The 12,991-nt window shown below is 46.2% G+C and carries 12 protein-coding genes; 2 read left to right on the forward strand and 10 right to left on the reverse strand.

The features are described from left to right. Window positions 1-252 precede the first annotated feature (252 nt). Complete coding sequence (locus MHB72_RS11410) at window positions 253-1,890, reverse strand: AMP-binding protein (RefSeq protein WP_145685513.1); 1,638 nt, start codon at window positions 1,888-1,890, stop codon at window positions 253-255. Between the two features lie 31 nt (window positions 1,891-1,921). Beyond that, window positions 1,922-3,082 carry an acyl-CoA dehydrogenase family protein gene (locus MHB72_RS11415; protein WP_216920753.1) on the reverse strand — a complete coding sequence of 387 codons (1,161 nt, stop codon included), beginning with the start codon at window positions 3,080-3,082 and terminating at the stop codon, window positions 1,922-1,924. A 230-nt stretch (window positions 3,083-3,312) separates the two neighbouring features. On the opposite strand from MHB72_RS11415, the gene MHB72_RS11420 reads away from it, so the two are divergent. Next, entirely contained in the window at window positions 3,313-3,873 is a 561-nt protein-coding gene (locus tag MHB72_RS11420) for an NAD(P)H-dependent oxidoreductase (protein WP_020451705.1), read from the forward strand. A 34-nt stretch (window positions 3,874-3,907) separates the two neighbouring features. Here MHB72_RS11420 and MHB72_RS11425 read toward each other — a convergent pair whose 3' ends face one another. The 7 genes from MHB72_RS11425 to MHB72_RS11455 form a co-directional block, all read right to left on the reverse strand. Further along, complete coding sequence (locus MHB72_RS11425; protein WP_216920755.1) at window positions 3,908-4,258, reverse strand: winged helix-turn-helix transcriptional regulator; 351 nt, start codon at window positions 4,256-4,258, stop codon at window positions 3,908-3,910. Window positions 4,259-4,466: 208 nt separating this feature from the next. Then, entirely contained in the window at window positions 4,467-5,738 is a 1,272-nt protein-coding gene (locus MHB72_RS11430) for a glutamate-5-semialdehyde dehydrogenase (RefSeq protein ID WP_020451707.1), read from the reverse strand. A gap of 25 nt (window positions 5,739-5,763) precedes the next feature. Then, window positions 5,764-6,885, reverse strand: a complete 1,122-nt coding sequence (gene proB, locus MHB72_RS11435; protein WP_020451708.1) for a glutamate 5-kinase — start codon at window positions 6,883-6,885, stop codon at window positions 5,764-5,766. A gap of 38 nt (window positions 6,886-6,923) precedes the next feature. Further along, on the reverse strand, window positions 6,924-7,775 hold the full coding sequence (gene proC / locus MHB72_RS11440; RefSeq protein WP_075213795.1) for a pyrroline-5-carboxylate reductase: 852 nt from the start codon (window positions 7,773-7,775) through the stop codon (window positions 6,924-6,926). Between the two features lie 351 nt (window positions 7,776-8,126). Beyond that, on the reverse strand, window positions 8,127-8,804 hold the full coding sequence (locus MHB72_RS11445) for a DUF421 domain-containing protein (RefSeq protein ID WP_020451710.1): 678 nt from the start codon (window positions 8,802-8,804) through the stop codon (window positions 8,127-8,129). A gap of 302 nt (window positions 8,805-9,106) precedes the next feature. After that, window positions 9,107-10,246 carry an inorganic phosphate transporter gene (locus MHB72_RS11450; protein ID WP_023855744.1) on the reverse strand — a complete coding sequence of 380 codons (1,140 nt, stop codon included), beginning with the start codon at window positions 10,244-10,246 and terminating at the stop codon, window positions 9,107-9,109. Window positions 10,247-10,260: 14 nt separating this feature from the next. Beyond that, window positions 10,261-10,971, reverse strand: a complete 711-nt coding sequence (locus MHB72_RS11455) for a phosphoadenylyl-sulfate reductase (RefSeq protein ID WP_020451712.1) — start codon at window positions 10,969-10,971, stop codon at window positions 10,261-10,263. Window positions 10,972-11,582: 611 nt separating this feature from the next. Here MHB72_RS11455 and MHB72_RS11460 point away from each other — a divergent pair. Continuing rightward, entirely contained in the window at window positions 11,583-12,347 is a 765-nt protein-coding gene (locus tag MHB72_RS11460) for a phosphosulfolactate synthase (protein WP_020451713.1), read from the forward strand. Window positions 12,348-12,365: 18 nt separating this feature from the next. Here the strand turns inward: MHB72_RS11460 and MHB72_RS11465 are convergent, their stop codons facing one another. Then, on the reverse strand, window positions 12,366-12,989 hold the full coding sequence (locus MHB72_RS11465) for a YitT family protein (protein ID WP_020451714.1): 624 nt from the start codon (window positions 12,987-12,989) through the stop codon (window positions 12,366-12,368). Window positions 12,990-12,991: the final 2 nt, after the last annotated feature.

Here is a 12,991-nt window from a genome sequence, read left to right on the forward strand (position 1 = left end):
ATTCAAAAAACAGAGCTGGAATTCCACGCACTCCGAGCGGAAATGGAAATAAATTGTCATCATTTATTCGTAAAAAATATCATCTCACGTGTTTTTGAAAAATCTCATAAAAAAACTGTACCTTAACCAATTAAGATACAGTTTTGCTTCACTTTCAAAAGCTTTAGGCTACACGGTATCCGTTTACATGTGCGGATGATCCGTTTAACAAAAGAGTCCCTCATTTTAGTTCGTCGCACTTGCAAGAGAAAATTACAATTGAAAATGTTCAAGCGCTTGCTCCCTTAATTTAAATTTCTGCACTTTTCCCGATGCCGTCATCGGGAACTCTTCGACAAATGCGATATAGCGCGGAATCTTATAACGGGCGATTTTACCTTTGCAGTATTCTTTTAATTCGTCAGCTGTCATGGATGCTCCGCTTTTCAGTTTGATCCAGGCCGATATCTCTTCACCGAATGTTTCGTCAGGCACACCGACAATTTGGACGTCGAGAATGTTGGGATGCTTGTATAAAAACTCTTCTATTTCCCGCGGGTATATGTTTTCTCCGCCTCGGATGATCATGTCTTTTAATCTCCCGGTAATCCGGCAGTAGCCTTCTTCATCCATTACGGCTAAATCACCTGTATGCAAAAATCCGTCCTCATCAATCACCGCTGCCGTGTCCTCAGAATTTTTGTAATAGCCTTTCATGACATGGTAGCCGCGTGTGCACAGCTCGCCTTGAACGCCTCTTGCAACCTCCTGATTTGTGCCCGGTTCAGTTATTTTGACTTCAACATTCGGCAAGGCGCGCCCTACGGTTTCGACCCTTCTTTTGAGCGAATCGTTGACCCTCGTCTGGGTAATGACCGGTGATGCTTCTGTCTGTCCGTATGCAATCGTTATTTCAGACATCCCCATGTTATTGATCACTTTTTTCATAACTTCAATCGGACAGTTTGAACCGGCCATGATACCCGTTCTTAAAGAAGACAAGTCATATGATGCAAAATCTTGATCATTCAGTTCGGCAATGAACATGGTCGGTACACCGTGCAGCGCCGTGCATTTTTCCGTTTCGACAGCGGAAAGCACTTCTTTTGGATTGAATTCTTGCACCGGCACCATCGTCGCACCGGCGGTGACGCAAGCGAGAGTTCCCAGCACGCATCCAAAGCAGTGAAAAAAGGGTACGGGGATGCACATTCTGTCTTTTCTCGATAAATTCATGCATTCCGCAATATTTGCCGCGTTGTTTGCCAAATTGGAATGAGTGAGCATCACGCCTTTTGGAAAGCCTGTCGTACCTGATGTATATTGCATATTGATGACATCATGCTCTTTGAGTCGTTCCATCCTGTGATCAAGCGCTTTTTCGCTTACCGAACCGGAGAGCTTTAATATGTCATCCCAAAGGTACATGCCGGGATGCCTTTTATCTCCCATCAAAATAATATTTTTTAAGAAAGGCAGTCTTTCAGATGCGAGCTTACCCGGTTCCGACTCCTTCAATTCAGGAATCAGTTTGTAAAGGATATCAATGTAAGAAGTGCCCCGGTATGATTCCATTAAAATGAGTGTTGTGGCATCTGACTGTTTCAGCACATATTCAAGCTCTGATAATTGATAGTTCGTGTTGACTGTGACAAGCACCGCGCCCGTTTTTGCCGAGGCAAACTGGGCGGTGAGCCATTCCGGAGTATTGGAAGCCCAAATTGCGACATGTTCACCTTTTTCAATACCGAGCGCCATCAGTCCTTTTGCGACTTTTCTGCACAACTGGTCAAATTGCCGGTACGTATAACGGAGACGGCGATCCGGATAGACGACAGCCTCGTGATCAGGTGCGTTTGCCGCGGTTTTCTCCAACAATTTTCCGATAGTCAAATGGAGCAGCTCTGCCAACGTTGTCCCTCCCTTCTCCCGGAAAGCGTTTTCATTTTGCCGCTTGTTTGCCTATGCCGAGCTGCCTTGCGATGACGAGCCGTTGAATTTCTGAAGTTCCTTCACCGATTTCCATTAATTTGGCATCCCGCAGCATCCGCTCGACTCCGTACTCTTTCATATACCCGTATCCTCCGTGTATTTGAATGGACTGATTACATGTCCTGAACGCCATCTCTGAGGCATAAAGCTTGGCGAAAGCCGCTTCCTTTGTAAACGGCCGGCCTTGATCTTTCAGCCATGCGGCCTTCAGCACCATATTGCGGGCAAGCTCAATTTCCATGGCCATGTCGGCAAGCTTGAACTGAATCGCCTGGAAATAGGAGATGGGCCGGCCGAATTGTTTTCGTTCGTGTGCGTATGCAAGCGCGGCCTCAAATGCGCCTTGAGCGATACCGACGGCCAGCGCGGCGATCGAAATTCTGCCCCCGTCAAGTGTATTGAGAAACTGTTTAAACCCTTTTTCCGGGCTTCCCAACAGATTTTGTTTTGGAACGCGGACATTGTCCAAGATGAGCTGCGATGTATTGGAGCCGCGGACACCCATTTTGTCATATTCGCTATTAATGGTGAAGCCTTCCGAATCTGTCGGAACGATGATGGCGGAGATGATGTTTTTTCCGTTGTCATCTTTTCCGGTGACGGCGGTGACGATGACGGTCCGGGCATATCCGGCATTGGTGATCCAGCATTTCTCCCCGCTGATCACATAGCTGTCCCCTTCCGAGCGGGCTTTTGTCCGGGTGCCGCCCGCATCTGATCCTGCATTCGGTTCGGTCAGCCCGAACGCTCCGAGCGCCCGGCCCGTCGCAAGTGGCACGAGATATTCTTGTTTTTGTTCTTCGGTGCCGAAATAATAAATCGGTGCAGCCCCGAGCGATACAGCCGCAGCATAGCTTAGACCGGTGCTCCCGCACGCTTTGCCGATTTCTTCGACGCTAAGCGCATAGGAAATCGTATCCCCGCCTGACCCGCCGTAGCATTCCGGAAACGGAATCCCCAAGAGGCCGAGCTCCCCCATTTTTTTAAATGTCTCAACCGGAAATTCTCCCGTCCTGTCAACATGTTCGGCATGCGGTGCAATTTCCTGTTTCGCAAAATCTCTGGCGAGTTCGCGAACCATTTGCTGTTCTCTGGTTAGTTCAAAATTCATAAAGTGACCCCCTTTTTGGATCGTCAAATTCCTTAGGCAGCAGAGCTTTGTAACATTATATTAAAAAAGTGCATTTTTCATGCCAGAGGATTTTGGACAGGCAAAATCGGACCGTTTGATGACAACTGATACTTACCTTTATGTAAGTACCTGAACCAAAAGTGCATACTTACAAATTCGCAGTGTGAACTTTATAATCAAGATGAAAACAATCCGAAGGAGGAAAATATTTGAAAACACTGATTATCGTTGCACATCCAAGTTTAGAAACATCAGTTATCAATAAGCGCTGGGTAGAGGAGCTCAAAAAATATCCGGAAAAGTATACGGTTCACGAATTGTCCGACGTATATCCGGATGGAAACATTGACGCGGAAAAAGAACAAAAATTGGTGGAAGCGCACGGCAATCTTGTTTTTCAATTCCCTATCTATTGGTTTAACTGTCCGCCTCTTCTTAAAAAATGGCTTGATGATGTATTGGCTTACGGATGGGCTTATGGTTCAAATGGAGGTGATCGATTAAAAAATCGTAAAGTGGCATTAGGTGTATCCGCCGGAATTAAAGAAGAAGATTATGGTGAAAACGGAAGGTACCGCTATACGCTTGAACAAATATTAGTTCCATTTGAAACGACATTCCGATATTGTCATGCAGACTATCGTTCATTTTTTGCGTTTTACGGCAAGGAAAATGAGCCCGGCGGAAATGAGGAAGAAGCGACCGGGCCGGGAGCGGGAGAATTGGAGAAAAGCGCCCGGGATTATTTGCGTTTTATTGACAATCTTTAAGTTTTGCGGAAATCATTCCGGTTGAAACAGGCTGTCAGCCCAGCCTGTTTTTCTCTCCCCACTCACACATCATATTGAACAAAGGTAAGAGAGAACGTCCGCGTTCAGATAATGAATACTCCACCTTTGGGGGAATTTGGGGAAATTCCTTACGTATAATAAGGCCGTCTGCCTCCAGCTCTTTTAACATGATGTTCAGCGTTTTGAAGGAAATGGTGCCGATGCTTCGCTTCAGCTCATTATGCCGCATCACTTCGCGTTCAGACAGCCAATATAGAATGATTATTTTATATTTGCCGCTTATCAATGACAACGTATATCCAAAACCGGTGTTTTTAAGATCCACACCGGTCGGAACGCAGGTTTTTCCGGTTGGGGGTTGCATAACGTACACTCTCCTTCTGAATCCTATATCATAGATCATTATGTAATTTGATTGAAAGGATGTAAAGGAAGGATTTTAAAGGATGCTTAAAGAAAAACCACAGCGCCGTATGTTTTCCGTGATACGGCGGATGCAGCCGTAAGAAAAAACTGCACCTCAAGATTGTCAGGTGACAATTGAGGTGCAGTTTCAATGCAAGTTTTTTTATTTATCTTCTGATATGGCCGTCGCCTCTCATGATATATTTGCATGTGGTCAATTCTTTCAGACCCATAGGTCCGCGGGCGTGAAGCTTCTGTGTAGAAATCCCGATTTCCGCGCCGAAGCCGAGTGCGCCGCCGTCGGTGAACCGGGTTGAGGCATTGTGATACAGTGCTGCCGCATCAACGGTATTCAGAAAAGCCTTGGCTGTTTTCGGATTTTCGGTGATAATCGCTTCTGAATGCTTTGTTCCGTATGTTTCGATATGATCGCAGGCTTCTTCAAGACTTGCTGCGACTTTAACCGCGAGATCAAGGCTTAAATATTCGTTCTGCCAATCGGCTTCCCCCGCTGGTATCGCGCCTGGAATCCATTGAACCGCCTTTTCGTCCCCGTGAACTTGAATACCGTGTTCGTTTAAAGCATTGATAAGCGCTGCACTGTTTTCCTCAAGCCATTTTTCGTGAACGATCAGCGTTTCAAGCGCATTGCAGACGGCGGGGCGGTCTGTTTTCGCATTGATCATGACATTGATTGCTTTTTCAGGGTCTGCTTCCCGGTCGATATAGATGTGACAGTTGCCGACTCCCGTCTCAAGAACGGGAACGGTTGCGTTCTCAACGACTTCCTGAATGAGGGCACCGCCTCCCCGGGGGATGAGTACATCGATATGCTCTTTCATCTTGAAGAGCTGCTTCGTGGCGCTTCGGTCCGTGCTTTCGATAAATTGAACAGCATCGCGGGGAATGTCTGTCGTTTCCAGCGCTTGGTGCATGACCGATACGATCGCTGTATTCGAATGAATGGCGGAAGAGCCGCCTTTCAAAACGATCGCATTGCCCGATTTTAGAGCGAGCCCGGTCGCATCGACAGTCACATTCGGACGCGCTTCATAGATCATGCCGATGACGCCGAGAGGAACGCTGACTTTTTCCGCCTTTAGCCCGTTGTCGAGCGTCCAGCTTGATAGCGTTTCTCCGACCGGATCATCCAGTTCCGCGACTTCCAGCAGTCCATCGGCAAAATCCAGTACCCTGTCTTCATTGAGCGACAGGCGGTCGATGTAGGCTGCATCATAGCCTTTTTTTCGTCCCGCTTCAATATCTTTGGCATTTTCAGTGAGAATATAGCTCATGTTTTGTTTCAGGTGTTCGGCCAGTGTAGCAAGCGCCTCGTTCTTGTCTTTTTCAGTTGTCAGCCGCAAAGATTTTGCAGCTGTTTTTGCCTTTATCGCTTTTTCTTCGATTTGTGCCCTGATGTTCTCGCTTGTCGCCGTCATGTCAATTCCTCCTTTGATTTGTTTTTTAAAGCGGAACGGATAGCTCTAAATGACAGACAAACGCTTCTCTGTCAACGACAGCCTGTGAGGAAGCGGCTGTTTCCTGATTCGTATCCTTCTTCCATTTACGAAGCTGGGATGAGGAAAAGTTGACGACGCCGAGGCCGATTTCCTCTCCTTCCTGATCAAGGATTCGAACGACGGAACCGTTGCTGAAACGGCCGTTAATTTCGTAAATACTAGAAGGATACAGGCTTTTTTTACGGTCGATAATAAACTCTTTGCTTTCGTTGTGGACGATGATGTCTCCTTCAGGTCCAGAGTTAAATGCTATCCATTGCTTTTTATGGTTGAGTGTGTGTGAATCGTCATTCGGAATAAAATACGTTCCCCTCGCAGTCCCGCTGATTGCTTCTTGCAACAGACCGGAGGTGTCTGCACGCCCTAAAAATCCTTTGATGCCTGAAGCCATTGTAATTTTAAAAGCGTCCAGTTTCGACTTCATGCCGCCTGTTCCGACTTCGCTTCCGGCATCCCCTGCTGAAGCTTCTATCTCCGGCGTGATTTCATTTACTTCCCGGACGAGTGCGGCGTCCGGCGTTTTTCGCGGATTCGCGTCATAAAGGCCGTCTATATCAGAGAGGATGGTCAGCAGGTTAGCGTCGATCAGACCCGCCACTTTAGCAGAAAGCGTATCATTGTCTCCGAATTTGAGCCGGTTGACGGTAACTGTGTCATTTTCGTTGATGATCGGAATAATGCCGCGTTTCAACAGAACATTCATCGTATTTCTCACATTGTTGTACCGTTTTTCATCTGAAAAATCGCTTTTTGTGATTAATATTTGTGAAGCGATATAGCCATGGGATAAAAAGAGCTTGGAATACGCTTCGATTAGTAAGCCCTGGCCGACAGATGCGGATGCTTGTTTTTCAGGCAATGTATCCGGCCTGTTAATGAAGCCAAGTTTCCGGTATCCGGCCGCCACAGCGCCAGATGAAACGAGGAGGACTTCGTGCCCTTCATCTTTGAGGCGGACGATCTGCTCAACGAGCTTTTCGAGCTTTTTGCTGCTGATTTCGCCGTGAAGACTTGTTAAAGAACTGCTTCCCACTTTGACAACTACCCTCTGTTGATTAGAGGTCATTTTATCACTCCTGTAGTATTTTTCTTCGTTACGGGTGCTTACTTTGCTGCGACTAATTGTTCAAGTTCGAGACTGATGGTTTTGGATCGTTTTGCGGCTTGTTTGACCGCCTGTTCGATCGCTTCGCCTCCGCCGCTTTCCTCCAAGGCCTTTAAACCGGCGGCAGTCGTACCGTTAGGGGAAGTGATGTTGTCTTTGAGAACAGCTGTATCTTCAGGGCTTTCCAACAGCATTTTGGCGGCGCCTAACAATGTCTGCGCGCCGATTTCCCTCGTTAGTTTTTGGCTTAATCCAGCCTCGGCTCCCGCTTTTTCGATGTGCTCCATTAAATAATAAAAGTAAGCAGGCCCGCTGCCGGCAATGCCGGTGAAAATGTCCATTTTGCTTTCTTCGATGGAATAGACTTCTCCCATGCATTGAAGCAGTTGTTTCGCGGTTTTTGACAGATCGGCTGTTACATGGCTGCCTTCGGCCATGGCGGTTGCAGATGCGCCGATTGCACTTGAGGTGTTAGGCATGATTCGGATGACAGGCTGCATGCCGTGCAGCTCGTTTTCAATAAATGAAATTGATATGCCAGCTAAAACTGACACGATAAGCTGATGGGGTTGAATATGCGGTTTCATGGAAGTAAGAGCACTCTCTGCATCTTTCGGCTTCATCGCCAAGATGAAGCAATCGATGTTCTGATAGTCAAGTTCTTCTTTTCTGACGCCTCGTATTCCATATTTCTGCTGGAGTTCTTCTAAACGCCGGTGGTTCGTGTGGTTTGTAACATAGATTTGCGAAGCAGGCAGTTTTTTGGATTGAACGATGCCTGAGATCATTCCCTCTGCCATTGATCCTGCCCCTATAAAAGCTACGTTTTTTTGATTAAAGATCTTTAACATCTCCCTTTGTTCGCATTTCTGTTCGTATTTTTTCGAACACGGTTAGTATATTAACACTTTAGATATTTATGTCAAGTTTGCGTGTTTTGATTGGACAGCGCAGGTCATGTGAAAAATGGAGATTTTTGAAGAAAAAAGGAAAAGAAAAAGAGGCTGAAAGCAGATTTTTCAGCTTCAATTGCACCTTTTGTCGTTTGTCTTTCCTCCATTTGAAGGCCGTTTGAATGATTTAACGGAATTTTTTAGAGATTGACAGCCTTTCGGACCGGTAAAAAAGTACGATCCTTTAGCCGTGTGAGCGCAAATAGAAAAGCGCGGGCTCGAAGCTTGTCGAACCCGCGCTTGCCAATATCAATAGGTTGTAACGTAAAGCTGCCCCTCATCGCCGCGCCATTCCGCATAAAGCACCTCTTGATACTGTGTAATACCTTGACTTGATAATTGATTTTGCAGCCAAAGCTCGTCAAAGCCGGCTTCATGCAGATTGTTCTTTTCGAGCTCGCCGTCGAGGATTAACGGCACCGGGAGCTGAACCGGTTTGTAAGGGATGTTTAAGTCTTCTTTTGTCGGCATCCCGTATTTGTGTTTTGGCAGGACGCTAAGCGAACCGTCTGTTTCAAGGATGGCATATTGAATCTCGTTTAAGGAAAAACAGCCTTTTTCACGTGCCAATGTCTGCAGCTGGTTCAGGTCCAATTTATTTTTTTTGAGGGCATTATAATCGATTTTTCCTTTATTGATCACAATACTTGGCCTGCCCTCGAGAAAACCTCTGATGTTTTGCACTTTTTGTGATAAAACTTCTATTGAATAGATTAGAATGGCCCAAACGAGGATGGCGAAAAGGACTTTCCAGATGGTGACATCCTGATCGAAAATCGCGTTTCCAACCATTTCCCCCAATATTAAAGCGGAAATAAAATCAAACGGCGTAATTTGGGCAAATTGGGTTTTCCCCAGAATTTTCGTCATCAGAAATAAAGCTGCAAACCCTATCGTCAGTTCGACTACCAAGTGTACATATTCCATCAAGGTTCCCTCCCGAATCTCTCTCTTCATTGTTAACAATCGGGATGTAGTTTAAACCAGAGGAATACTTTTCCTGAGAAAAAGGGCCATCTGCTGCGCCGCGCCTTCTGCCAATCCATTGGTATTCTTCAAAAAATAGCGGCGTCGTGCCAACCTCTTCTTCGATCATACGGCTGAGAAGTGCCGTTCCGCTCATGACTTCTCACGATCAGGCAATGAAACAGATAAAGCTGCACGAGCGCCTTTTTTAAATCCGGCTGATTCCGGGCCTTAGTCCCAATCATCCAAAACAGGCGGCCCGGTTAACTAAAGTCCCTCCATGCGGCAGGTTCTCTTTTACGCCCTCTTCCTCCAACGATCGACTTTACATGATCCCTGTTTCTTCGGACATCTGATTGTTTCTGCCTGGCATGTTTCATAAGGCTTACAGATCCAAGAGTGGCAAGAAAAACACATAAAACAACTGCAACTGAATATAAATCAAAATCGAGAAAGATTTTCACGAGACTATACGAAATGACAAGTGAAAAAACCGGTGAAACAACCCATACTTTCATTAACTTCAAAATAACGCTTTTACGAAAAATTGCCCTTCCCTTTTCAGAAAGGCCAATCCCAATGATGCTGCAAGTCGTAATCTGGGTTTGCGGCACGGGAATGCCAAATAGCGAAGCGCCGATGACTAGGGACGCACCGAGTCCGGAAACACATGACCCTTGCAAAAGCGAAAACTCGGTGATTTTTTTCCCATTCGTCTCAATGACTCTGCTTCCAAGGCAAATGGCTCCGATAGCCACGAACAGTCCCCCAAGAAACGTTCCGCTGCTGACTGACAAGAGGCCTGCTCCAACGAGAGGTCCGACGGAATTCGCGACATTGTTCATTCCCGCCGAAAAGGCTTCTAAAAACCCGGTTAAAATCACTAGTGCGGTGAGCAGCCGCGCCCATTTTTGCTGTTTAAGCCACCGCAGCCTCTTCTCGGCTTTTTTCAGCAATTGTCCAATGAAAAAAGCGAGAAAAAAAGCGGCAATCGGAATGATCAGCCAATACATGACGATCACCAACAGCTTATCGGTAAATACCGCTTGAAATGCGACGCCGACCCCGACAATCGAGCCGACCGTCACCTCGCTGGTTGAAAGGGGAATCCCCGCGATGTTTGCAATAAACAGCGAAATCGCAGATGCTCCGAGGATAATCACGACAATATGCACATTGAGAATAGACGTGGGGATAATGCCTGAACCGATTGTTTTCACAACCTCTCCTCCGCCTATCATGGCGCCCAAAAATACACCGATTCCGCTGATCCACAAGGCCGCCTGCCTTTTCCGGACGGCACCTGCGCCATACGCTATTCCCATTGAAGCTGCTGCTCCGCTCGCTCCTATGTTCATGGCAAAAAACAAAGCGATAATGAATGCCAAAATGGTAATCGTCATCTTTTACCCAGCTCCTACCGGAATTGATGCAGCCCGCATTCTGTTTTTTCCTGACGGGCCCACCTTCCCGCTCTTAAATTGCCGCCGTCTGCCACGGGAGACGTACACACCTCACAGCCGATGCTCGGATAATCTTGATCATGAAGCTTGTGATACGTCAGCTGATTCAGCTTAATGTAAGTCCAGACATCTTCCCATGTCCAGTGAATAAGGGGGCAGATTTTAATCAGTTTAAAATTGTCGTCCTTGTTGATATAACGGACATGTTTCCGTGTTTCCGACTGCTCCCGCCTCAGCCCGGTCATCCATGCCTCCATACCTGACAGATGCTCTCTGAGCGGCTCGATCTTGCGAAGGCGGCAGCAATGGTCCGGATGGCGTTTCCAAAGTTCGCTGCCATAGCGTTTTTCCTGTTCTTCAAGCGAGAGGCCGGGTTTTAAAAAGCGAATCGACAGACCGGGATAGCGATCTTTCACTTCATTGATAAGTTCATATGTTTCCGGAAAATGCAGTCCTGTATCTAAAAACACGATGTCCGCTTCTTTCACAACTTTTGAAATCAAGTCGATCAAAACGATTCCTTCCGCGCCGAAACTGCAGGCATAAACAATTTTTTGATACGTGCTGTACGCCCATTTCAAAACGTCCATCTCGCCGCTGAAGGTATCCATCACCTCTTCAGAAGCTTTTTCATTCCATGTGTGATACGTTAAAACATCGTTCATCGATTTTCCCCCAATACGTCCTAAAGGTTAGTTTTCTTACCCCCTGATACGAAACATGAACTGAAAGAACATATAGGCAGATTATTCACTTTTTAAACTAAATGTGATCTGGAAATTGTTATGATTTCAGCAATTTTGTGAATATCTGAAAGACCCGGCGCGCCAAATTGAAATAAACCGATTCCTATCAGTCAATCATTACATCTGTCTTGCGGCATTAAAATAAAAACTGGCGGTGAGAGATCCGGATTTGATATACTGATATATTTTCTAAGATTAAGTAAGGGCTTCGCGTATCTGTCGCGGGCCTTCTTTTTACGTCAGTTTTCATTGTGAAGAACTAGTGAGGAACCATATGAAAGGACGGCGAATATACTTACTTTGACTTCACAAAATGGATAGATACCTAGTTGAGAAGCAAGTCAGGAGATGAGAGGCTAACATGCTGCCTAATGGGAGGTGGACGAAGATCACTCCTTGCCGAACGGCAACACATGAATGGGAGAAACGATAAACGGGAAAAGGTGAATTCTTATTGTGACAGCTGAATAATGGCCGACAGACATTTACCTAAAAGTATGAAAGATACAGCAGATTGTGAGGGGTAATCAATGATTTCATCTGAACTGATACTGCCCGACAGGCAGCTTAAACCAAGATTAAAAGGGATCACCATCCTGATTGATAACGGGGTTCCCTTGAACTTTTTTAAAGATACGATTCACGGAGCGGCAGATTATATAGATTTTGTGAAATTTGGATGGGGAACATCTTTAATTACGAAATATTTGGTTGAGAAAATCGATTGTCTGAAGCAAAATGACGTTCAATTCTTTTTTGGCGGAACGTTGTTTGAGAAGTTTTTAAGCCAGGATAAAATTGAAGATTACTATCGCTACTGCAAATTATATGGATGTCGTTATGTGGAAATATCAAACGGAACGGTCCGTCTCTCTAATAAAGATAAAGCAAGCTTTATTTCCGATTTTTCGAAAGAGTTTCACGTGTTCAGCGAAGTCGGCAGCAAAGACAGCGCCCTCAGCAGTGAGCTCGAGTCAGCCGAATGGATCGATTACATCCTCGAAGATCTTGAAGCCGGAGCCGAGAAAGTGATCACGGAAACGAGGGAAAGCGGCACGAGCGGGCTGTGCAAAAGCGATGGAGAAATGCGGTCCCAGCTTATTGAGGAGATCCTTCATTCCGGCATCGCTTCAAGGGATTTAATTTTTGAAGCGCCGACGAAACAGCTGCAGACGTGTTTCATTGAAAAAATCGGTCCTGACGCCAATTTGGCGAATATACCGTTTCAGGATGCCATTCCGCTTGAAACGCTGAGACTGGGACTTCGATCAGATACATTTTATTTATATGATTAGGGTCGTTTGAAAAGCGGCCTATTTTTTATTGCGGAAACTGGCGATAGGCATCAATAACGGACGGAAGCGAATCTGATAAATCGCATCGATGATCCTCGTAGAAATCCACTGGCAGATTAGTGCTTGGATAACGATTCCCCAGGCGATGACAGACGCCGTCAAAAGGAAGATGAATGCGTTCATCATAAACAGTGCAGTTCCCGGTTTTCCGCCGCGGTAAATCGATATCATTAAAGCCAGGGCGCCAAAACCGCCGTTAGAAATATTGTATTTATATAGCAGTCCAACCCCCGTCCCCAAAAGGACGGATCCGTAAAATAAATCCAGCCAGATATTGTTCGTCGTCATGAGGGGCATGCAGGATTCGAAGATCTGCACCGAAACGGACGTCATGGTAATCGCCCCCATCGTTCCGAAGACCGTTACGGGTTCAAGCCATTTAACGGCCGTTAAAAGCAGCGAAAAGTTGACAGCCCAGACGGTTAATCCGTGCGGAACCTGAAACCAAAAATTGAGCAAAACAGCGATGCCGGCTGCGCCCCCTGAAGGAATATGGTTCGGAAACAAAAACAGCGCCATGCCGAGACCCTGTAACACGCTGCCCAGCACGATAGCATGTACGATTTTGAGCTTTCTTCCCATAC

It is taken from the genome of Bacillus sp. FSL K6-1284 (assembly GCF_038002625.1).
GTDB lineage: Bacteria > Bacillota > Bacilli > Bacillales > Bacillaceae > Bacillus > Bacillus paralicheniformis.

Bases quoted from the DNA above. Each gene is read 5' to 3' on its own strand.
- MHB72_RS11415 (WP_216920753.1), bottom strand. From the start codon at position 3,082: ATGAATTTTGAACTAACCAGAGAACAGCAAATGGTTCGCGAACTCGCC.
- MHB72_RS11425 (WP_216920755.1), bottom strand. From the start codon at position 4,258: ATGCAACCCCCAACCGGAAAAACCTGCGTTCCGACCGGTGTGGATCTT.
- MHB72_RS11430 (WP_020451707.1), bottom strand. From the start codon at position 5,738: ATGACGGCGACAAGCGAGAACATCAGGGCACAAATCGAAGAAAAAGCG.
- proB (WP_020451708.1), bottom strand. From the start codon at position 6,885: ATGACCTCTAATCAACAGAGGGTAGTTGTCAAAGTGGGAAGCAGTTCT.
- proC (WP_075213795.1), bottom strand. From the start codon at position 7,775: ATGTTAAAGATCTTTAATCAAAAAAACGTAGCTTTTATAGGGGCAGGA.
- MHB72_RS11445 (WP_020451710.1), bottom strand. From the start codon at position 8,804: ATGGAATATGTACACTTGGTAGTCGAACTGACGATAGGGTTTGCAGCT.
- MHB72_RS11450 (WP_023855744.1), bottom strand. From the start codon at position 10,246: ATGACGATTACCATTTTGGCATTCATTATCGCTTTGTTTTTTGCCATG.
- MHB72_RS11455 (WP_020451712.1), bottom strand. From the start codon at position 10,971: ATGAACGATGTTTTAACGTATCACACATGGAATGAAAAAGCTTCTGAA.
- MHB72_RS11460 (WP_020451713.1), top strand. From the start codon at position 11,583: ATGATTTCATCTGAACTGATACTGCCCGACAGGCAGCTTAAACCAAGA.
- MHB72_RS11465 (WP_020451714.1), bottom strand. From the start codon at position 12,989: ATGGGAAGAAAGCTCAAAATCGTACATGCTATCGTGCTGGGCAGCGTG.